This is a genomic window from Micromonospora antibiotica (assembly GCF_017599305.1).
Lineage (GTDB): Bacteria > Actinomycetota > Actinomycetes > Mycobacteriales > Micromonosporaceae > Micromonospora > Micromonospora antibiotica.
This window is the reverse complement of sequence record NZ_JAGFWR010000001.1, coordinates 184,960-204,208: the sequence shown is the minus strand read 5'-3', so window position 1 is coordinate 204,208 and position 19,249 is coordinate 184,960. Positions and strand designations below refer to the sequence as shown.

The following is a 19,249-nucleotide window of genomic DNA, read 5'->3' as shown; positions in this document are numbered from 1 at the left end:
GTCGCGCGCGGGGGCGTCGGGACGGGGGAGCCGGTCAGATCGCGGAGAAGAAGGTGAGTGAGCCGGCGACCGACCCGTCGGTGAGCATCGGCGTGGAGATCGCGTCGACGGTGGCGTAGGTGGTGTCGTCGCCGGCCGGCTGCACCCTCAGCAGCCCCCGGGCGAGTCGGCCGGAGTGCAGGGCCAGCAACGGCGGGATCTTGTCGGTCTCCTGCTCGGGCAGCTCGTGGCGGGCGGCGGTGAAGTCGAGCAGCCGCAGGCCCCCTTCGAGCAGCGGCAGGCCGACCACCTCCTCGGGGGCGCCGAGACAGAGCAGCTCGCAGCCGGCGGCGGAGATGGCCACCACCCGGGTGTCGGCGGCGATCAGGAGGCAGGGCTCCTCGGCGTGGGAGACGGTGGCTGACCACTGCCCGACGTTGTCGCCCCCCGGCCCTGTCGGCGTCGTCCGTGCGGCCGGCACGAACACGTCCGAGAGCGAGAGTTCGACGTGGGCCACCGCGCCTCCTAGGTACACCGACGGACTGTCCACGCTAGCCGGTCTTGATGACGGTCGCCGACCGCGCGGGAGCCACCGGCCGCCGGTGGGTGGATCGGGGTGCCTTGGTGGGCGGCCGGCGACGGCGCGGACCGGAGGTGTCGGGGGGACCGGTGCCGCGGGGCGTCGCCGGTGACGTTACCGGCGACCTGCCGGCTTGTCAGCGGCCGTTCGGCCCTCGTCGTACCACCGGTAGTCGCCGGTGGGACGGTAGGTGCCGTTGTGCCAGGTCTGCGGTGCCTGGGCGACCCGGGACAGCTTCTCGGCGGTGGCCGGGCTGATCCGGTTGCCTCCGGCGACGAGGAGCCGGTCGAGCTCCCGGTGGGTCGCCATCATGCAGTCCTTGGGCAGGCCGTAGACGCTGATGACGCCGGAGCCGACGAAGGTCAGCACCGGCGTCACCGGGATCGGCAGGCCGACCGCTGCGGTGAGGGCCTTGCTCGCCCGCTTGGCGTCCCTGCGGGCCTCGGCCACGTACGGCGGGCGCTTGCCGTTGATCTGCACCACGTCCCCGGCGACCAGCACCCGGGCCCGGCCGTGGTCGGCGATGCTCACCGCGAACAGCCCGCTGGGGCCGATGGCGAGGAACCCGGCGCGTTCGTCCTGGCCGTGGTCGCGCAGGACGTCGGAGACGTCGGTGCGCGGCCACTCGATGACGTGCCAGGCGGGGCCCAGGTGGTCGAGCTGACCGAGCGCCCGCGCCCCGGCGGCCTCCAGCCGGCGGGCGCCCCGCTCGGCCCGGCGTCGACGCGCCCACTCCAGTGGGGTGGGACGGGCCGGATCGAGTGCCGCGGACCCGTCGGGACGGGGGTGCGGCACCGCCACGGGCGGCAGTGCCCGGGTGGGTACGGCTCGACGAGCGGGAAAGACAGTCATCGCGACCTCCGGCAAAAGGTCCCTCGAAAGTTATGGTCTCACTACCCTACGTCGCCACTGTGGGGGTACGGCAAGTTGGAACGCCGGAATGAGTGCGGATGAATGCCATATTCATCCGCTGTTCTTCCGCTGAAGATCGTTCATCACTGCCCTACGCTGCGGGGGTGACCCACTACGTGGACAGCGAGGTCGGTCGACTCGGCACGGTGCTGTTGCACCGGCCGGGTCCGGAACTTGCCCGCCTCACCCCCCGCAACAACGACTCGTTGCTCTTCGACGCTATCCCATGGGTCGGCCGGGCCCAGGAGGAGCACGACGCCTTCGCCGCCGAGCTGCGCGGGCGCGGCGTGGAGGTGCTCTACCTCGCCACCCTGCTCGCCGAGACGCTCGCCGTCCCCGAGGCCCGCGCCGAGCTGACCGAGCAGGTGCTCGGTTCGCCCCGGCTGGGCGACACCCTGCGCCGCCGGGTCGCCGACCACCTCGCCTACCTCGACCCGGCCGCGCTCGCCGACGTGCTCACCGCCGGGCTCGCCCACGAGGAGGTACGGATCAGCGCCGAGCGCCCCGGCGGTCTGGTCTGGACGATGATGGACCGGCACGAATTCGTCATCGACCCGCTGCCCAACCTGCTCTTCACCCGCGACTCGTCACTGTGGATCGGCGACCGGGTCGGGGTCACCAGCCTCGCCATGCCGGCCCGCCGCCGGGAGACCACCCTGACCGACGCGATCTACCGTTACCACCCCCGCTTCGTCGGCACCCGGGCCGTCTACCACCCGGGCCTGGAACACCTCGAAGGCGGCGACGTGCTGCTGCTCGCCCCCGGGGTGCTCGCCGTGGGGGTGGGCGAGCGAACCACCCCCGCCGGTGCCGAGCGGCTGGCCCGCCAGGTCTTCGCCGCCGGCCTGGCGCACACCATGCTGGTGGTGCCGATCGCCCAGGAACGGGCCACCATGCACCTCGACACCGTCTGCACCATGGTCGACGTCGACACGGTGCTGATGTACCCCAACGTGGCCAGCACGCTGTCGGCGTACACGGTGATCGCCGGCCCGGACGGCGAGCCCCGGGTCGACGGCCCCGCGCCGTTCCTGCGCGCGGCGGCCGACGCGATGGACCTCGACCAGCTCCGGGTGATCGACACCGGCCTGGACCCGGTGACCGCCGAACGCGAGCAGTGGGACGACGGCAACAACACCCTCGCGCTGGCCCCCCGGCTCTGTGTCGGCTACGAACGCAACGTGGAGACCAACGCCCAGTTGGAGCGCGCCGGCATCGAGGTCATCCCGATCGCCGGTTCGGAGCTGGGCTCCGGCCGGGGCGGCCCGCGCTGCATGTCCTGCCCGCTGGTGCGCGAGCCACTGCGACCGCCCGCCGGCTGACCCGCTGTCCGCCTACCCCGGCGTCGTCGCCCCGGACCGGTGGGGGTGGCTCAGCGGAGGGTGAGCTGGCGGCCGAGCAGGCCCTGGCGGGCCCGGCGACCGGCGGCGTCCAACGGCTCCTTCTCGGCCAGCGCGTCGGCGTACCGCTTGGCGAACGCGGCGACCGGCTCCTCCCACTCGGCGGCCGGAACGTCCTCCGGCAGGTCCCAGACCGGCGCGAGCCGGCCGTGCGCCCGGAACATGCCGGCGAACTTCGTGCCCTCGCCCAGGGGGAGGGCACCGGCGGCGGAGAGCCGGGAGAGCGCGTCCAACGCGGCGTCCTCGTCGTCGCCGAGCACCCAGCGCACGTGGGCCTTCTCCGGCACCTGACACCAGTAGGCGGCCCGGGCGGCGGCCAGCTTCACGGTCGGATAGATCGCGGCGTTCGCCCGCTCCAGGGACGCCTGCACGGTCGGGTCGTCGGCGGCGCCGGGATCGAGCCAGAACTCGAAACCCTCGTGCATCGTGATGTCCAGCGGGCCGTCGACCAGGATGTCCTGGAGCCGGGGGCCGGGGCCCGGCAGCGGCGGCACCGTCACCGCCCCACCCGGCTCGGTACGCAACGCGCAGAGCAGCGCGTCGGCCAGGTCCCGGGAGACGTCACCGGACTGCTGGTGGCGCTGGAGACCGATGAACACCCGACCGTCCGGCTTGGTCATCGCCGGGGCGGCCATCGGCAGCACGGTCGCCAGGGTGACCGGGCGGTCGCCGTGCTCCTCGACGAGTTCCGGGGTGAGTCGCAGCGGTGCCGAGGCGGCCGGTACGAGTTCGCGCAGGGCGATCCACTCCGGTTCGTCCACCAGCCCCTCGAACGGACGGGGGACGAACACGTCCCGGATCTTCTCCCGGCGGGGGGCGGCCTCGGCACGCTGGTTCTTTCGACGCTTGCTCACGGCGAGACAGCCTAGAGCCCGATCGGCGGCGGTGGGGGCAGGACCCGCCCCGCGCCTGCCGGGTCGCCGGTGCCGCCGACGTCGCAGATCCCGACCCGGCTGGTGGAGGGACAGGCGGACCGCGGCTCGGCCGGCGGCGGACGGGCGGTGACGGGTCAGCCGGCGGCGATCAGATCCGGGCGGCAGTCGGCCGGGTCGAACTCGGCCCAGACGCTCTGCCCCAGACCGTCCCGGTCGACCCCCCACCGACTGGCCAGGCCGGCGACGATGTGCAGGCCCCGGCCGTCGACCGCGTCCGTGCCGGCGGCCCGCATCCGGGGCCCCACGCCGGCGCCGCCGTCGGTCACCCGGACGGACAGACCCGGACCGGTCGACGTGGGCCGCAGCCGCCAGGCGACCCGGACCACCCCGCCGGGCAGCGGGTCGGCGTGCCGGACCGCGTTGCCGACCAGTTCGGCCAGGACGGCCACCAGGTCGGCGAGGAGCGGCGGGGGCACCAGGCCGGCCAACTCGTCGGCGAGCCGGTGCCGGGCCAGCCGCGCGCCGGTGGCATGGTGGGGAACCACCACACACCACGAACGCTCGACCCGTCCCGTCGACACCCCGGCTCCTTCTCGACCCGTGCCTGCTGGCGGGGTGGACCACCCCGGGTCCACCGACGACTCACCCGCGCGGCAGCCGCACCTCTGCGACGGTACCGCCACCATCTCGTGGACGTAGGGATACCCATCCATTCTGCTGTTCAACGATCCGGCGGACGAGATAGAGACCCAACCCGGCCCCGGGATAACCCCGCCGGTCGCCGGACTCGCCCTGCCAGAACCGGTCGAAGGCGCGTTCCACGTGCTCCGGCCGGATGCCCACCCCCCGGTCGGTCACCCGGAACGACACGGTCTGCCCGTCGGCGGCCGCGAACACCTCGATCACGGCGTCCGGAGGTGACCACTTGCCCGCGTTGGTGCACAGCTCGGTCAGCACGGTGGTGAGGCTGTGCCGGTCCCCGAGCGCCTTGGGCAGGTCGACGGGGACGTGCAGGAGCAGGCGGCGGCGCAGGTCACCGGGGAGGTCCAGCACCGCCGCGCGCAACGCCCCGCCGAGGTCGAACGGCACGGCCGGCTCGTCGCCGGGGCGTACGTCGGTGGCGGAGGCGAGCAGCCGGTCGACCAGCCGGGCCAGTTCGTTGGCCCGTTGACCGATCACCCGGGCCGCCTGCCGCCGGTCGTGGTCGGTCAGCGACTCCCAGTGGTCGGTGAGGGTGTCCGCGTACCCCTTGATGACGGTGACCGGGGTACGCAGCTCGTGGCTGGTGACCGCGACGAAGAGGTCCCGGTCGGAGTCCCGGCGCTGCTGGTCGGTGATGTCGCGGAAGGTGACCACCCGCAGCGTGCCCGGGTCGACCAGTTCGCCGGAGGTGATCCGCAGCCACCGCCCGTCGGGTAGTTGGTGGTCGAGCACCTGGCCGGTCGGGGGGAGCGGGAACGGCAGTGGGCGGTTCAGCGCCTCACCGGCGCTGCGGCCGGTGACCTGGGCGGCGGCGGGGTTCCAGAGCCGGACCCGGCCGTCCCGGTCGACCACGGCCAGACCGTCGGCGAGCGCCGCCACGACCGGGCCGTCGCCGTGCACCGGCAGGCCGCTCTGGTCGCCGTACATGTGGGCGATGCAGGAGGCGAGGTAGCCGAGGGTGGCGTGCTGGACCCGGTCCTCGGAGTCCTCGCCGTCGGCGTAGAGGGCGTGCAGGCTGCCGACGGTCAGACCGTTGAGTTCGGCGCGGGCGACGATCATGCGGCGCAGGCCCCGCTCGGCCAGCTCGCCGGCGAGCGGACCGTCGAGGTGGTCCAGCCGGGTCTGCCGGACCCGGGGACCGGTGAGCAGACAGACGGTGGCCGGGTCGGAGGCGGGCAACGGCCGGCCGATGGTCCACTCGGCGCAGCCGCTGGCGGCGATCACCCGTCCCCCGGTCGGGGCGAACTCGACGAAGGCCACGCAGGCCGCGCCGAGCGCGGGTCGGGCCGCCCGCAGCAGCGCGGTGAGCACCGGCAACCCGGCCTCTCCCGAGTTGATCATCTCGATCACCGCGCCGTGGTCGGTGATGAGGTCGGCGAGATCGGTTCGTTCCGGCATGCCCCGAGTGTGCCCGGTGCACCGCCCGTCGGACATCCCCGGGCGGGGGCCGACCCGCCGCTGGGACGCCCCGGGCGCGAGCGGGCCGGTCGGACGACGGGCCGCACCGGCCGGGCCGGTGCGGCGGCGAAGGGCCTCACCGGTCGGTCGGGTCGGTCGGCGACGGGCCTCACCGGTCGGGCGGCGACTGGCCTCACCGGCCGAGCCGGGCCAGGGTGAGGGCGGGGCGGTCGGTGATCACCCCGTCCACCCCCGCGTCGAGGACCAGGTCCAGGTCGGCCGGTTCGTTGACCGTCCAGACGTACACCGGGTGGCCGGCGGCCCGCAGCGCGGGCACCAGCGTCGGGCGGGCCCGGACCAGGCCGATGCCCGGCCCGGCGATCCTGGCCCCGAACGGCAGCCGGCCGAGCGGCAGCCAGCGGGGCAGCACCTCCAGCAGCAGCACCGTCGGCAGCGCCGGGGCCAGCTCACGGACCCGGCGGACGGCCAGGGGGGAGAACGACATCACGGTGACCTGGACCGGGTCGTCGGGGCCCGGTTCGGCCAGCCCGTGCCGCCGCAGCATGGTCACCAACCGGCGCTCGACGTCCCCCCGGTAGCGGGACGGGTGTTTGGTCTCCACCAGCAGCCGGACCGGGCGGCCCGCGTCGCGTACGGCGGTCAGCAGCCGGTCCAGGGTGAGTAGCCGGGTGTGCGCGTCGTCGCCCGCCTCGTCGCCGTCGGCCGGTGTGCACCCGGGATGCCAGGAGCCGAAGTCCAACGCCTCCAGCTCGGCCAGGGTGCGGGCGCTGACCAGACCGTGACCGTTGCTGGTCCGGTTCAACCGCCGGTCGTGTACGCAGACCAGGTGCCCGTCGCGGGTCAGTCGGACGTCGCACTCCAACCCGTCGGCACCCTCGTCGAGGGCCCGTAGGTAGGCCGCCAGGGTGTGTTCGGGGAGGTCGGCCGACGCGCCACGGTGCGCGAAGACCAGTGGATCACCCATGCTCGGTCGCTCAGATGACCTGGCCGGGTTGCCCGTCCCCGGTGACCACCGGTTTGCCGACGGCCACCCACTGCCGCATCCCGCCGTCGGCGTTGCGCACCTGCTCCCACCCGTTGCCGAGCAGGTAGCCGACCACCTGTGCGGAGCGCCCGCCGGAGCGGCAGATCACCGCCACCTCGCGGTCGGTGGGGACCTCGGCGAGCCGGGCCGGCAGCTCCATCATCGGCACATGGTGGGCGCCGGGCGCGTGGCCCGCCGCCCACTCGTCGTCCTCCCGGACGTCGAGCAGGTAGGTGTCGTCGTCGATCGCGGTCACGGGGACGCTGGGAACCTGGGATCCGAACACGGTCACCAAGCCTAGATCCTCGGTGCCGCCGACGGCACGTCGGCAGCCGGCGTGGCGGCTCCCGGCACCTCGGTGGCTCCCGGGACCCCGGCGGTTCTCGGGATGCCGGTGGCTTCCGGGACCTCGGTGGCTCCAGGGATGCCGGTGGCCCCCGGGGCCTCGGTGGCGCGGGATCCGGTGGTCGGGGTGGTGGTCACAGCCGGTTGACCCAGCGCGGGTTGGCCCGCGACCAGTCGGGCAGCCGGTCGGTGCGGACGGCGTCGAAGAGCCCGCCGCCGCCCTGGTCCAGCACCACGTAGGAGATGCCGTCGATGGTCTGCGGGTAGGACGGCAACTGCACCCCGTGCAGCGCGTCGGCGGGCAGGGACCGCAGCGCGAACACCAGGTCGTCCAGGGGCACCCCGTTGGTGTCGACGGTGAGTGAGCTGCCGACCGCCCGCAGCACCCGGTCCAGTTGCACGGGGTCGCTGCGCAGGTGGGACTGGGCGGCCCGGTCCAGCATCGCCCGCAGCATCTGCTGCTGGTGTCGTTGCCGGTCGTAGTCGCCGTTCGGGAGGTCGTAGCGTTGCCGGGCGTAGTCGAGTGCCCTGGCGCCGTCCATCTGCTGGCAGCCGACCGGGAAGTTCGTCCCGGTGTGGATCGACCGGACCTCGGTGTCGACGCACATCCGGATGCCCCCGAGCAGGTCGATGACCTGGCGGAAGCCGGCGAAGTCGACGAGCGCCGCGCCGTCGAAGCGGATGCCGGTGAGTCGGGTCAGGGTGGCCGAGAGCAGTCGGGTGCCGCCCTCGCCGCCACCGCCGTGCTCGTACGCCGCGTTGATCTTGTCCTGGCCCCCGCCGTAGCCGGCGGCGTCGGGTGGGATCGCGACCAGCAGGTCGCGGGGGACGGAAATCAGGTACGCCTGCCGTAGGCCGGGCGGAACGTGCACGATCAGGATGGTGTCCGACCGCTGGTCCGCCCCGGCTGCACCGGGGCGTCGGTCGGTGCCGACGATCAGGTAGTTCAGCCCGGTGTCCAGCTCGGTGCGGGCCTGCCGGGCGTCGGGGGAGAGTAGTTGTTCCCGGCTGACCGTCCGGTCGTAGCGGTGGGCGAGCAGCCGTACCCCGACGACGGCGAGCCCGGCGAGCAGCACCAGGGTCAGGCCGACACCGAGCAGGATCCGTGACCAGCGTGTCCCGCGCCGGGCGGGAGACGGTGTGCCCCGCCCCCGAACGGATCGCGCTGACCTGGCCGTGACGCCCTCCCGTGGCCGAAACGTGAGTGTTTCTCACGTCAGGCTACGGTGGGACCACGGGTCCCCGGGCCGGTTCGCCGGGACTACCGGCGGGTCACTTCCGGGTGGACAGCACGCTCGGGTTGGCGTAGACGAACTCGGCCAGCTTGTCTTCCTTGATCGCCTGGAACATGTCCAGCGTCTGCTGGCTGAGCGCCTCACGGTTGTTGGCGTTGCCGTTGAACGTGCCACCGTTGGTGCGCAGCATGGTCAACTCGTTGGCGGTGACCCCGCGCATGGTGAAGACCAGGTCGGCGACCGGCACCCCGCCGGTGTCCAGGATGAACGCCTTGCCAGCCGCCTTGATCAGCTGGTTGACCTTGACCGGGTTGGTCATCATGCCCTTGTCGGTGGCCTTACGGGCCATCGCCTTGATCAGCTGCTGCTGGTTCTGCTGGCGGTCGTAGTCGCTGTTGGGCAGGCCGTAGCGCTGCCGCGAGTAGTCGAGCGCCTGGAGGCCGTTCATCTCCCGGCAGCCCTTCTTGTAGACCACCGGGGTCATCGGCCGGCCGGTCTTCTTGGCGTCGGCGTTCCACATCTGCTTGCCGTCGACCATCATCATGTGGTGCGACTTCACCTCGTGGCTGACGCAGATGCGCACCGTGCCGAGGGTGTCGATGACGTTCTTGAAGCCACCGAAGTTGATGATCGCGGCCCCGTCGAAGCTGACCCCGGTCATGTTCTTGATGGTCTGGGCCATCAGCTGCGCGCCGCCCTCCCAGCCGCCGCCGTTGCGCGCACCGGCCTGGAACGCCGCGTTGATCTTGTCGGTGCCGCCCTTGAACCCGCTCTTCTTGAACGCGGGGATCTGTGCCTCGGTGTCGCGGGGGATCGAGATCAGGTACGCCTGGTCGTGGCTGGCCGGGATGTGCAGCACGATGATGCTGTCCGACCGGACGTCGTCGGCGGCCCAGCGCTCCCGGGCGTCCACGCCGAGCAGCAGCATGTCGATCGGGCCGTCCAGGTTGGCGCCGCCCTCCGCCTCGGTCTTCCCCGCCCCGCCGAGCAGGTTGCGCTGGGCGATGTTGCCGGTGGCCTGGCTGATCAGCGCCTTGCTGCCGACGATCGCGATGCCGCTGGTCACCATCAGCACCGCGCCGAAGATGACGGTCAGCCGCGCCCAGAGCGGGTCCTTGCGCCGGGTGCGCTTGCGGGCCGTGCCGGACGGCCTACCGCCGCGACCGCCCGGTGACGGGACGGCGGCCGACGCCCGGTAGGGGTCGGCGTTCAGCGACGAAGGGCGGGGGCTGGTCTGAACCGGCATGCATGCTCCAGCTCGCGTGATCGGGGGGCGGGACCACTTTACGTACCGCTTCCCGTCAAGGCGAGGTCGTCACACGCACAAATCCCAGACAACCCGACCTTTTCCTCCGCGATTTGTCCGAACGGATGAATCGATGAGACCGGACGGCTGTTGGCTTTTGATGATCAAGCCTTCGGTAAAGACCTCTGATGACGCTCGTCGAAATCTGCCCGACATCCGGGGCCGGGTCGACCCCAGATGCCGGGCCGGCTCAGTTCCCGTTGCCCGGCGTGTCCGCCTTCTTGTCGGCGGCCACCCAGTCCGCCATCGTGTCGGCGGACATCGCCTTGTACATCGCCAGCGCCTTCTCCCGGTCCGACACCACCACCGACTCGCCGTTGATGGTGTCGCTGCCGGTGTTCGGGCTGGTGAGGAAGGTCAGGTTCTCCCCGCGCAGGTTGCGGAACTGGATCGCCATGTCGCCGAGGGAGAAGTCGTTGTCGACGGTCACCGCGGCGGTCACCGACTGGAGGAACGCGTTCAGCTTCTTGGGGTTGGTCAGCGTGCCCGTGCTGGCCGCCTTGTCCATCAGCGCCCGCAGGAACTCCTGCTGGTGGCGCATCCGGGCGAAGTCGCCCTGGGGGAACTGCTTGCGCTGGCGGATCCAGTCCAGGGCCGTCGCGCCGTCCATGTGCATGGTGCCCTTGGTGAACTTCCGGTACGGCTTGTGGATCGAGGTGATGCTCCGCTCCACCTTCAGGTCGACCCCGCCGAGCGCGTCGGTGACCTCCTTGAAGCCGCCGAAGTCGATCGCCATCACGTTGTCGATCCGGACGTCGGTGAAGCACTCCACGGTGCGTACCGCCAGCGGCAGGCCACCGAAGGCGAAGGCAGCGTTGATCTTGGCACGCTGACCGGAGTCGCAGGCCGCGCCCGCGCTCTCGGGGATCGGCACGTACAGGTCACGCGGGACGGAGACCAGGTAGGCCGACTTGTGGTCGGCCGGGATGTGCATGACGATCAGCGTGTCCGCCCGCCACTCGCCCGGCTTGTCGACCGCCGCGTCCGGGTCCCGCGAGTCGGTGCCGACCAGCAGGATGTTGAGCGCCCCGTCGACCGCCTTCGCCGGCCGGCCACCGGTGATCTCCGAGAACGGATCGGTGCGGGCCAGGTCCTCGTTGAGGTTGCGGGTGTAGAACCAGGCCCCGATCCCGCCGAGCAGCGCCACCACCAGCACCGTCACGCCGGCCACCAGGGCCATCCGCCCCCAGCGCGGGCGCGGCCCACGCCGGCCGTAGTTCCCCGGCCCGCCCGGCCCCGAGGGTGTGCCGGGGCCACCCGGCCCGCCCGACCGGGGCTGACTCTCCTGGTGCGAGGGGTACCACTGCGCGTCGGACTGGCGGGTGCGCCCGGTGGCGCCCCGGTCGGAGCCGGGCACCGAGGCACGGCCCGCGCTGCGGTGCAGGTACGGGAGCGAGGCGCCGGCTGACGAGGTCGCTGACATGCGTTTCAGCGTACGTAGGCGGGTCGAGCGTTCGCTGAATGTGAAGCCTCCCGAGCGCCCCGCGTGGCGTGGGGGAGCTACCCTAGCCGGCTGCGGAAATGGTCGATCGTGCGTCGCAGGCCCTCGTCGGGCGACACCTGCGGCTGGTATCCCAGCAGGTCCCGGGCGAGGGTCAGGTCGGGGCGGCGCATCTCCGGATCGTCCGAGCTGCGAGTGACGTAGGTCACCTGTGACGTACTGCCGGAGAGTGACGCGATCGTCTCGGCGAGTTGCCGCATGGTCAGCTCGTGTTCGGTGCCGCAGTTGATCGGGCCGGTCTGCGTCGAGTCGAGCAGCAGCAGGATGCCGCGCACCAGATCGTCGACGTAACAGATCGACCGGGTCTGCTCACCCGTGCCGTGCACGGTGATCGGCTCGCCACGCAACGCCTGGGAGATGAACGTCGGGATGGCCCGGCCGTCGTCCGGCCGCATCCGGGGGCCGTACGTGTTGAAGATCCGCACGATCGCCGCGTCCAGCCCCCGACTGCGGTGGTACGCCATCGTGGCCGCCTCGGAGAACCGCTTCGCCTCGTCGTAGACGCTGCGCACCCCGATCGGGTTGACGTTGCCCCAGTAGGTCTCCCGCTGCGGGTGCTCCTTCGGGTCCCCGTACGCCTCGGAGGTGGAGGCCATCAGGAACCGGGCGTCGTCGGCGACCGCGCGGTCGAGCAGGTGCAGGGTGCCCACCGAGCCGACCCGGAGGATCTCCACCGGCAGCTTCGCGAAGTCCGTCGGGCTGGCCGGGGAGGCCATGTGCAGGATCGCGTCGAACCGCTGGGCCAGGGCCGGGTGGTGGCTGGGCAGGCCCTCGGAGATGTCCGCCTCGACCAGGGTGAACCGTGGGTGCTCCGCGAGGTGCGCGACGTTGTCCTTGGAGCCGGTGACGAAGTTGTCCAGCGCGACGACCGTGCACCCGCGCTCGATCAGGGCGTCCACCAGGTGCGACGGGACGAACCCGGCACCGCCGGTGACGAGGACGCGGTGACCGCTACCGAACCGCTGGGCAACCTTCATGGCGGTCAGCCTACTCAGCGCGACCGCCGCAGGTCATTTCGACCTGGGTGACGCCCGTGCCCCGTACCCTGCCCGTCTCTGCCCCGGGGCCTGCCACGACGCGGCCGTCGGGGTCGGCGGGCCCCGGGCGACGGCGGAGGCCCCCGCCGCGAGCGATCGCGGCGGGGGCCTCGTGGTGCCGGTTGCTCAGTGCGCACCCGCGCCGGTGAGGGCACGCACCTCCAACTCGGCGTACTTGTCCTCGTCGTGCTCCTTGGAGATGACCGTGCCGATCCAGCCGCAGAGGAACCCGAACGGGATGGACAGCAGGCCCGGGTTGGACAGCGGGAACCACTGCCAGTCGTGCTCCGGGAACATCGAGGTCGGTGCACCGGAGACGACCGGCGAGAAGAACACCAGGAACACGGCCGAGATCAGGCCGCCGTAGATCGCCCAGACCGCGCCCGAGGTGTTGAACCGCTTCCAGAACAGGCTGTAGAGGATCGCCGGCAGGTTGCCCGAGGCGGCCACCGCGAACGCCAACGCCACCAGGAAGGCCACGTTGAGGCTCTGCGCGTAGATCGACAGGGCGATCGAGACCGCGCCGATGACCAGGGCCGAGATCCGGGCCACCCGGACCTCCTGGCGTTCGGAGGTCTGCCCCTTCTTGATCACGTTGGCGTAGAAGTCGTGCGCCAGGCTGGACGACGAGGCCAGGGTCAGGCCGGCGACCACCGCCAGGATGGTGGCGAACGCGACCGCCGCGATGATCGCCAGCAGGGTCGCCCCGCCCAGGTTGCCGCCGAGGAAGGTCTTGCCCAACTCCTCGGCGAGCTGCGGCGCGGCCGTGTTGCCGGCCTTGTCCTGCGCGACGATCGCCTTGCCGCCGACCAGTGCCGCCGCGCCGAAGCCCAGCGCCAGCGTCAACAGATAGAAGGTGCCGATGATGCCGATCGCCCAGAGCACGCTCTTGCGGGCCGCCTTGGCGGTCGGCACCGTGTAGAAGCGGATCAGGATGTGCGGCAGGCCGGCGGTGCCGAGCACCAGGGCGATGCCCAGCGACAGCAGGTCCATCTTGTTGTAGAAGGTCTGGGTCGAGTTGCCGGCCACCTCGACGCCGTAGCGGAGCCCGGGTTCGAGGAACGCGCTGCCCTTGCCCGACGTGGCGGCGGCGTCACCGAGCAGCGCCGACAGGTTGAAGTTGTACTTGGCCAGCACCAGCACGGTCATCACCAGCGCGCCGGTCATCAGCAGGAACGCCTTGACGATCTGGACGTAGGTGGTGCCCTTCATGCCACCCACGGTCACGTAGATGATCATCAGGGCGCCGACCATGATGATGGTGGCGATCTTGGCGGTGTCGGCGTCCATGCCGAGGAACGTGGTGCCCGGCTTGATCCCCAGCAGCAGCGCGACCAGGGCGCCCGCCCCGACCATCTGGGCCAGCAGATAGAAGATCGACACCGTGATGGTGGAGACCGCCGCCGCCGTACGCACCGGCCGCTGCCGCATCCGGAACGCCAGCACGTCGGCCATCGTGTAACGACCCGAGTTGCGCAGCAGCTCCGCCACCAGCAGCAACGCCACCAGCCAGGCGACCAGGAAGCCGATCGAGTAGAGGAAGCCGTCGTAGCCGTACAGCGCGATGATGCCGGCGATGCCGAGGAACGACGCGGCCGACATGTAGTCGCCGCCGATCGCCATGCCGTTCTGGAAGCCGGAGAACGACCGGCCGCCGGCGTAGAAGTCGGTGGCCGTCTTGGTCTGCCGGCTGGCCCAGATCGTGATGGCCAGGGTCACCGCCACGAAGACCAGGAACAGCGTGATGGTCAGGTTGCGGGCGGTGCCGCCACCCGCCTCAACCGCGAGGACCGTGTTCATGGGTCACCTCCCCGATCTCGGCGCGGATGCGGTCGGCGGTCGGGTCGAGCTTGCGGTCGGCGTACCGCGAGTAGAGCCAGGCGATGAGGAACGTCGAGACGAACTGGAGCAGCCCGAAGATCAGCGCCACGTTGATGTTGCTGCCGAAGAGCTTCGTGCCCATGAAGTCCCGCGCGTAGGCGGAGAGGATCACGTAGAGCGCGTACCACAGGAAGAACGCGACGGTCATCGGGAAGACGAAGCTGCGCAGCGCGCGGCGCAACCCGACGAACTCGTCCGACCGTTGTACGGCCAGATAACGCTCCGCCGCCGACTCGGCCGGGGCGGGCGTGGGTGTGTCCGTGGACATCTGTGGATCACCACCTTCACAGGCATCGGGAGTTTCGCGCACCGTAGAGACCGGCCTGCCTGCGAGAAAAGGCGCAGATCGATCCCGGCAGTCCCCTGCGCCGAACGGTCCCCCACCTGCGCCCAGTGACCCACGTCACCCCGCTCACCGGCCCGCGCCGTCCCCGTCGCGGCCCGTCCCGGCCCGGCCCGGCCCAACCGTGATCCACTCCCGTGGGCCGATACAGCGGTATCCGACCGCCCAGGACACATGGCGACGCCACCCCCGCCCGCCCGGGCGGCTCGGCTCGGGCCAGCTCGGGTCGGGGTCGGGTCAGGGAAGGTGGTGGTAGCGGCCCCGGTGGTGCAGGAGGGGCGGGGTGTCGGTCAGGATCTCGACCGTTTCGACGGTGGCCTCGACGAGCAGCGCCCAGCCGTACTCCCGGGCGGTGTCCAGGCGGCAGCCGGCCCAGCTCCCGGCGTCGGCGGGCACCGGCCCGTAGGGCGTGTCGGTCCACGTGTCGGTGGCGAACAGGCCGCCCGGGGAGGGGAAGAGCCCGGCGAACCGGTCGGCGAGCTGCCGGTGGGACGGCCCGAGTGGGGCCACCGCGAACCGGCCGGCCTCCTCGATCGCCGGCCAGAGGTCGGCCTCGGGGTCGATCAGGCCGAGCAGCCGGTCCGGTTCCCCCTCGGCGACCAGGGTGGACGACACGGTCAGCCCGGCCGGGCCGGGTGCGGTCCAGAGCGTCACCGGGGCGGCGAGCCGTCCCCGTAGCCGACGGGCCGGCGAGCGTTGCCCGGTCGGCACCGCGAACGGGTCGGTGTGGTGGATCTCGGCACCCGGTTCTGGATTCACGTGAAACATTGTGGCCCCCGCCCCGTCCCGCGTTGCCAGGTCGGGGCGAGAGACGGCCACGTTTTCATGGTTCGTGCTGGCGGAACTGCCCGGGAGCGAGCAGGTCCTGTGTCTGGACAACACCGCCCGAGGGCAGCTCGCGGACCATCCGGAATGGATTCGACTGATACTGCGCAAGTGGGAGAGCCTGTTGGGTGAGGCACTCGCCGAACGCGCCTCACTCGATCTGGTCAACAAGCTGAAGGTGACGCCATGATTTCCGACCAGCCACGCATGACCCCTGACGAGCCACGCTGGCGGACCTCGTCGCGTTCCGACGACTCCGGCAACTGTGTCGAGGTGGCGGACAATCTGCCCGGGGTGGTGCTGGTCCGGGACAGCAAGGACCGCTGTGGCCCGACCCTCCACTTCACCCCCGACACCTGGCGTTCCTTCGTCACCTCGACGGGAACCGCCGCCCGGCTGGAGGGACGACGGGCGTGCCGCTGAGCGCCGATGACCGGCTGGCGATCCACGAACTCGTCGCGCTGCACGGCCACCTGATGGACGACGGGGCGTTCGACCGGTTGTCCGAGCTGTTCACCGACGACTTCGCCTACGACGTGACCGCCTACGGGTTCGGCGTACTGCGGGGGTACGCGGCGTTCGCCGAGGCGGCGCGGACCCTGGGCGACGGCAACCCGCTCGGCCACCACGTGACCAACGTCGTGGTCAGCGAGGACGCCGACGGCACGGTCCGGGTCCGCTCGAAGGGGCTCGGCGTGCCGGTCGACGGCCCGGTGGGCACCGTGGTCTACGAGGACGTGGTCCGTCGGGTCGAGACGCGGCCCCCGGCAGGGACGGCCGGTGCGCGGCGGCCGGCGACCGGCTGGCGGATCAGCTACCGGCGGGTGGTCCCGCGTCGTCGACCGTTGCATCCCGAGGGGCGGAGTCAGCACCCCGAGGAGTGAGGTCCGCCTCCCGGGGTGTGCCGCCCGGCCCGTCGGGCAGGGCGGCACGGGCGGCGGCCAGCACCTGCGGGTCGGCGCACCCGGCCGCGTAACCGGCGATCCGGCGGCGGATGTCCCGGGTGAGCAGCCAGACGCCGACCCGGTCGGCGACCGGGCGCAGGAACGCCGGCCGGCAGCGGAAGCTGTACCGCCAGGTGGCGACCGTGTGGCCCGGCTCGGGTGCCGGGGCGAACCGCCAGCCACCGGCGAACATCTCGAAGAACCACGGGCCGCGCACCATCTTCATCCCCACGTTCGTCGGCGGGGCGAAGGAGACGTACTCGCTGATCATCACGAGGCCGTGTCGGGACCGGGTGAAGGTGCGCACGCCTTTGCCGGGGCGGGTGGCACCGTCGACGAAGTGCTGTTCGCGGACGAACGGGTCCCACCGGTAGCGCACCGGCGCGACGGTCTGCGACACCGCGAACGCCACCTCCGGCGGGACCGCGACGGTGATGACCGCCTCGACGACCGGCATCAGCGGCGGGGGGTGACGGTCGACAGCAGCTCCGGCATCCGGCGGTCCAGCACGTCCCCGGCCAGGTACGCCCCGAGCAGCGCCGCCCCCACCCCGTACGCCGCGCCGACCGGCAGGGCCAGCCAGAGCCAGACGTCGCCGAGCAGCCCGGCGGCCACCACCATCGGTACGGCGGCAGCCGCCGAGCCGACCATGGACAGCAGGGTGAGCATGCTTTTGGCGACCCCGGAACCGCCGTTCATCGCGAACGGGTTGCTCGTCTCCGGCAGCGAGTACGCCCCGAGCACCGAGATGAACCCGTTGATCGCCAATCCCACCCCGTACGAGGCGAGCAGTGCGCCCGCCGCCACCCCGAACCATTCCGGCCGGCCGAGCACCCCGCTGATGATCAGGGAGACGAGACCGAGCATCGGCAGCACGTACACGGAGAAGGCGGTCATCCGGGCGCGTAGCTCCAGCCGACCCGGGACCCCGGCCACGACGTTCGCCGCGTAGGCGCTGCCGTCGAAGCCGAACTGGTTGGCCAGGGTCACCGAGGCGAGCACGCCGACGAAGATCATCGAGATGCTGAGCAGCACCGGCGACGGGTCCCCGGTGGATTCGAAGCCCTCCTGGCCGACGGCGAAGCCCGCGCCACCGAGGTTGACCATCACCGGGACGAAGATCCCGACCACGGCGATGGTGATCAGGTTGGCCCGTCGTCGGGCGTCGCGCCACCAGTAGCGGCACTCGCGGGCCACCAGCGCGCCGAACCGGTCCCGGCGGGCCCAGCCGACCGCGCGGGGGAAGAGTTGGGCGATCGCGCCGCCGGTCGGTGCCTGGCGGGTCTTGGTCGGGGCGGCGCTCGCCGCGCCGACCATCGCCGACTCCAGCGACCGGGACCACCAGAGCAGCAGCGCCCCGATGGTGACCGCGGTGATGAGCAGCTTGACGGGCACCGCCCAGGCCCGGCCCTCGGCCACGTCCAGGCCGATCGTCCAGGGTGCGCCGAACGGGGTCCAGCCGACGATCCGGGCCACCCCGACGAGCCGGTCCCAGTCGGCGGTGCGTACGGCGGCCAGCACCACGAGCTGCAACGGGCCGAGCAGCGCGGCGACCACGGCGAGCAGCACGGCGGCCAGGTCACGGACCCGGCGGGACCGCAGCATGGTGGCGAACGCGCTGGTCACCGCGCGGCTGGCGGCGACGCACAGCAGCACCCCGGCGACCACGCCGACGGCGGCGACGACGCCGGCCACGGCGCCGCCGAGCAGCGCGGCGCTGACCACCAGCCCGGCGACCGCGACCAGCACCGCGAACACCGGCACGCTGATCAGCGCCGCCGCGAACAGGCCGGTGACCAGGGTGCGGCGGGACAGCGGCAGCAGGGCGAACCGGGCCGGGTCGAGGGTCTCGTCGACGCCGAAGAAGACCAGCGGCAGCAGCAGCCAGCCGAGGACGAGCACCCCGCCACCGAACGCCGCCGCCATCACCGCGTAGCGGGGTTCGTCGGCGAAGCCGGGCGCGGCGAACATCAGGAAACCGCCGGCCGCGAACCAGAGCCCGACCAGCACCCCGACCACGAAGAGCGCGATCCGCCAGCCCTGGCCCCGGAAGTTGTTGCCCATCACCCGCAGCTTGAGCCGGACGAAGTGGCGCGGGGAGACCGGGCGGACCCGCTCGGCGGGTGTGCTCACCGGGACAGCCACGCCAGCTCCTCACCGGTCGCGGTCCGGCCGCCGACGACCTCGACGAAAACGTCCTCCAGGGAACGTTCGCCACGCACCTCGGCCAGGGTGCCGACCCGCTTGATGGTGCCGTCGGCGAGGATCGCCACGTGCGAGCAGAGCCGCTCGACGACCTCCATGACGTGGCTGGAGAAGACGACGGTCCCGCCACCGACCACGTACCGGTGCAGGATGTCGCGGATCAGCGCCGCCGACACCGGGTCGACCGCCTCGAACGGCTCGTCGAGCACCAGCAGCCGGGGGCCGTGCAGCAGCGCGCAGGCCAGGCCGATCTTCTTCTTCATGCCGGCGGAGTAGTCGACGACCAGGGTCCGGCCGGCGTCGGTGAGGGCCAGCACGTCGAGCAGCTCCGCCGCCCGCTGGTCGACCACCGCCGGGTCCATGCCGCGCAGCAGCCCGTGGTACGCCAGCAGCTCCGCGCCGGTGAGCCGGTCGAACAGCCGGACGCCGTCGGGCATGACGCCGAGCAGCCGTTTCGCCTCGACCGGGTCACCCCAGACGTCGTGCCCGAGCACCCACGCGTTGCCGTGGTCGGGTCGGAGCAGTCCGACAGCCATCGACAGGGTGGTGGTCTTGCCGGCGCCGTTGGGGCCGAGGAGGCCGTAGAACGAGCCGGCGGGGACGGCCAGGTCCACCCCGGCGACCGCCACCTTGCCGTCGAACTGCTTGGCCAGGCCACGGAGTGCCAGCGCAGGGTGTTCACCAGTCATGTGTCGACCGTATCCGGGCCGGGCGAGTGGCTGCTCCCGCCGGGGGA

21 protein-coding genes are annotated in these 19,249 nt (G+C 72.1%); 4 read left to right on the top strand and 17 right to left on the bottom strand.

Going from position 1 to position 19,249, the window contains the following annotated elements; genetic code table 11:
• Positions 1 to 34: 34 nt before the first annotated feature.
• On the bottom strand, positions 35 to 496 hold the full coding sequence (locus JQN83_RS00930) for a hypothetical protein (RefSeq protein ID WP_208565103.1): 462 nt from the start codon (positions 494 to 496) through the stop codon (positions 35 to 37).
• A gap of 177 nt (positions 497 to 673) precedes the next feature.
• Positions 674 to 1,411, bottom strand: coding sequence for a hypothetical protein (locus tag JQN83_RS00925; protein ID WP_208565102.1), 738 nt, complete (start codon positions 1,409 to 1,411; stop codon positions 674 to 676).
• A 164-nt stretch (positions 1,412 to 1,575) separates the two neighbouring features.
• Here JQN83_RS00925 and JQN83_RS00920 point away from each other — a divergent pair, with 164 nt between their 5' ends.
• A complete protein-coding gene (locus JQN83_RS00920; RefSeq protein ID WP_208565101.1) occupies positions 1,576 to 2,793 on the top strand; it encodes an arginine deiminase in 1,218 nt (405 codons plus the stop codon).
• 50 nt (positions 2,794 to 2,843) lie between these two features.
• Here the strand turns inward: JQN83_RS00920 and JQN83_RS00915 are convergent, their stop codons facing one another.
• The 12 genes from JQN83_RS00915 to JQN83_RS00860 all read right to left on the bottom strand — a co-directional run bounded on the left by JQN83_RS00915 (position 2,844) and on the right by JQN83_RS00860 (position 15,307).
• The gene (locus JQN83_RS00915) at positions 2,844 to 3,725 is read right to left on the bottom strand and encodes a DUF5926 family protein (RefSeq protein WP_208565100.1); all 882 of its coding nucleotides are present in this window, start codon (positions 3,723 to 3,725) and stop codon (positions 2,844 to 2,846) included.
• Positions 3,726 to 3,880: 155 nt separating this feature from the next.
• Positions 3,881 to 4,294: an ATP-binding protein gene (locus JQN83_RS00910; protein WP_307799007.1), complete on the bottom strand. Its 414-nt coding sequence runs from the start codon at positions 4,292 to 4,294 to the stop codon at positions 3,881 to 3,883.
• Positions 4,295 to 4,388: 94 nt separating this feature from the next.
• Entirely contained in the window at positions 4,389 to 5,846 is a 1,458-nt protein-coding gene (locus JQN83_RS00905; RefSeq protein ID WP_208565098.1) for a sensor histidine kinase, read from the bottom strand.
• A 193-nt stretch (positions 5,847 to 6,039) separates the two neighbouring features.
• Positions 6,040 to 6,831: a glycerophosphodiester phosphodiesterase gene (locus JQN83_RS00900; RefSeq protein ID WP_208565097.1), complete on the bottom strand. Its 792-nt coding sequence runs from the start codon at positions 6,829 to 6,831 to the stop codon at positions 6,040 to 6,042.
• Positions 6,832 to 6,841: 10 nt separating this feature from the next.
• Positions 6,842 to 7,177: a rhodanese-like domain-containing protein gene (locus JQN83_RS00895; RefSeq protein ID WP_208565789.1), complete on the bottom strand. Its 336-nt coding sequence runs from the start codon at positions 7,175 to 7,177 to the stop codon at positions 6,842 to 6,844.
• A 193-nt stretch (positions 7,178 to 7,370) separates the two neighbouring features.
• Positions 7,371 to 8,312: an LCP family protein gene (locus JQN83_RS00890; RefSeq protein WP_208565096.1), complete on the bottom strand. Its 942-nt coding sequence runs from the start codon at positions 8,310 to 8,312 to the stop codon at positions 7,371 to 7,373.
• Positions 8,313 to 8,508: 196 nt separating this feature from the next.
• The gene (locus tag JQN83_RS00885; RefSeq protein WP_208565095.1) at positions 8,509 to 9,717 is read right to left on the bottom strand and encodes an LCP family protein; all 1,209 of its coding nucleotides are present in this window, start codon (positions 9,715 to 9,717) and stop codon (positions 8,509 to 8,511) included.
• Between the two features lie 250 nt (positions 9,718 to 9,967).
• Positions 9,968 to 11,200 (bottom strand): LCP family protein, encoded by a 1,233-nt coding sequence (locus JQN83_RS00880; protein ID WP_208565094.1) that lies wholly within the window; start codon positions 11,198 to 11,200, stop codon positions 9,968 to 9,970.
• 77 nt (positions 11,201 to 11,277) lie between these two features.
• Positions 11,278 to 12,255, bottom strand: coding sequence for an NAD-dependent epimerase/dehydratase family protein (locus tag JQN83_RS00875; protein WP_208565093.1), 978 nt, complete (start codon positions 12,253 to 12,255; stop codon positions 11,278 to 11,280).
• A gap of 186 nt (positions 12,256 to 12,441) precedes the next feature.
• Positions 12,442 to 14,115 carry a monocarboxylic acid transporter gene (locus JQN83_RS00870; RefSeq protein WP_208565092.1) on the bottom strand — a complete coding sequence of 558 codons (1,674 nt, stop codon included), beginning with the start codon at positions 14,113 to 14,115 and terminating at the stop codon, positions 12,442 to 12,444.
• Positions 14,093 to 14,464 (bottom strand): DUF485 domain-containing protein, encoded by a 372-nt coding sequence (locus JQN83_RS00865; protein ID WP_208565091.1) that lies wholly within the window; start codon positions 14,462 to 14,464, stop codon positions 14,093 to 14,095. Before JQN83_RS00865 ends, JQN83_RS00870 begins: the two co-directional genes overlap by 23 nt.
• Positions 14,465 to 14,776: 312 nt before the next feature.
• Positions 14,777 to 15,307, bottom strand: coding sequence for a flavin reductase family protein (locus tag JQN83_RS00860; RefSeq protein WP_208565090.1), 531 nt, complete (start codon positions 15,305 to 15,307; stop codon positions 14,777 to 14,779).
• A 64-nt stretch (positions 15,308 to 15,371) separates the two neighbouring features.
• On the opposite strand from JQN83_RS00860, the gene JQN83_RS00855 reads away from it, so the two are divergent.
• From JQN83_RS00855 to JQN83_RS00845, 3 genes are read left to right on the top strand one after another with little or no spacing between them, the layout of a single operon-like run.
• Positions 15,372 to 15,554: a hypothetical protein gene (locus JQN83_RS00855; RefSeq protein WP_244251537.1), complete on the top strand. Its 183-nt coding sequence runs from the start codon at positions 15,372 to 15,374 to the stop codon at positions 15,552 to 15,554.
• A gap of 17 nt (positions 15,555 to 15,571) precedes the next feature.
• Positions 15,572 to 15,787 (top strand): DUF397 domain-containing protein, encoded by a 216-nt coding sequence (locus JQN83_RS00850; protein WP_208565089.1) that lies wholly within the window; start codon positions 15,572 to 15,574, stop codon positions 15,785 to 15,787.
• Positions 15,778 to 16,248 (top strand): nuclear transport factor 2 family protein, encoded by a 471-nt coding sequence (locus JQN83_RS00845; RefSeq protein ID WP_208565088.1) that lies wholly within the window; start codon positions 15,778 to 15,780, stop codon positions 16,246 to 16,248. Before JQN83_RS00850 ends, JQN83_RS00845 begins: the two co-directional genes overlap by 10 nt.
• On the opposite strand, the gene JQN83_RS00840 is transcribed toward JQN83_RS00845, so the two are convergent.
• Genes JQN83_RS00840 through JQN83_RS00830 form a run of 3 tightly spaced genes read right to left on the bottom strand, consistent with a single transcriptional unit; the run spans position 16,175 to position 19,202 of the window.
• On the bottom strand, positions 16,175 to 16,765 hold the full coding sequence (locus tag JQN83_RS00840; RefSeq protein ID WP_208565087.1) for an SRPBCC family protein: 591 nt from the start codon (positions 16,763 to 16,765) through the stop codon (positions 16,175 to 16,177). The genes JQN83_RS00845 and JQN83_RS00840 overlap by 74 nt on opposite strands.
• Entirely contained in the window at positions 16,765 to 18,453 is a 1,689-nt protein-coding gene (locus JQN83_RS00835) for an ABC transporter permease (RefSeq protein ID WP_208565086.1), read from the bottom strand. The genes JQN83_RS00840 and JQN83_RS00835 overlap by 1 nt, the downstream gene beginning before the upstream one ends.
• A complete protein-coding gene (locus JQN83_RS00830; protein ID WP_208565085.1) occupies positions 18,438 to 19,202 on the bottom strand; it encodes an ABC transporter ATP-binding protein in 765 nt (254 codons plus the stop codon). The genes JQN83_RS00835 and JQN83_RS00830 overlap by 16 nt, the downstream gene beginning before the upstream one ends.
• Positions 19,203 to 19,249: the final 47 nt, after the last annotated feature.

Excerpts from the sequence above, each read along its gene's own strand:
- JQN83_RS00860 (WP_208565090.1), bottom strand. The coding sequence starts at position 15,307 with ATGTTTCACGTGAATCCAGAACCGGGTGCCGAGATCCACCACACCGAC.
- JQN83_RS00830 (WP_208565085.1), bottom strand. The coding sequence starts at position 19,202 with ATGACTGGTGAACACCCTGCGCTGGCACTCCGTGGCCTGGCCAAGCAG.
- JQN83_RS00870 (WP_208565092.1), bottom strand. The coding sequence starts at position 14,115 with ATGAACACGGTCCTCGCGGTTGAGGCGGGTGGCGGCACCGCCCGCAAC.
- JQN83_RS00925 (WP_208565102.1), bottom strand. The coding sequence starts at position 1,411 with ATGACTGTCTTTCCCGCTCGTCGAGCCGTACCCACCCGGGCACTGCCG.
- JQN83_RS00875 (WP_208565093.1), bottom strand. The coding sequence starts at position 12,255 with ATGAAGGTTGCCCAGCGGTTCGGTAGCGGTCACCGCGTCCTCGTCACC.
- JQN83_RS00880 (WP_208565094.1), bottom strand. The coding sequence starts at position 11,200 with ATGTCAGCGACCTCGTCAGCCGGCGCCTCGCTCCCGTACCTGCACCGC.
- JQN83_RS00885 (WP_208565095.1), bottom strand. The coding sequence starts at position 9,717 with ATGCCGGTTCAGACCAGCCCCCGCCCTTCGTCGCTGAACGCCGACCCC.
- JQN83_RS00850 (WP_208565089.1), top strand. The coding sequence starts at position 15,572 with ATGACCCCTGACGAGCCACGCTGGCGGACCTCGTCGCGTTCCGACGAC.
- JQN83_RS00900 (WP_208565097.1), bottom strand. The coding sequence starts at position 6,831 with ATGGGTGATCCACTGGTCTTCGCGCACCGTGGCGCGTCGGCCGACCTC.
- JQN83_RS00840 (WP_208565087.1), bottom strand. The coding sequence starts at position 16,765 with ATGCCGGTCGTCGAGGCGGTCATCACCGTCGCGGTCCCGCCGGAGGTG.
- JQN83_RS00905 (WP_208565098.1), bottom strand. The coding sequence starts at position 5,846 with ATGCCGGAACGAACCGATCTCGCCGACCTCATCACCGACCACGGCGCG.
- JQN83_RS00865 (WP_208565091.1), bottom strand. The coding sequence starts at position 14,464 with ATGTCCACGGACACACCCACGCCCGCCCCGGCCGAGTCGGCGGCGGAG.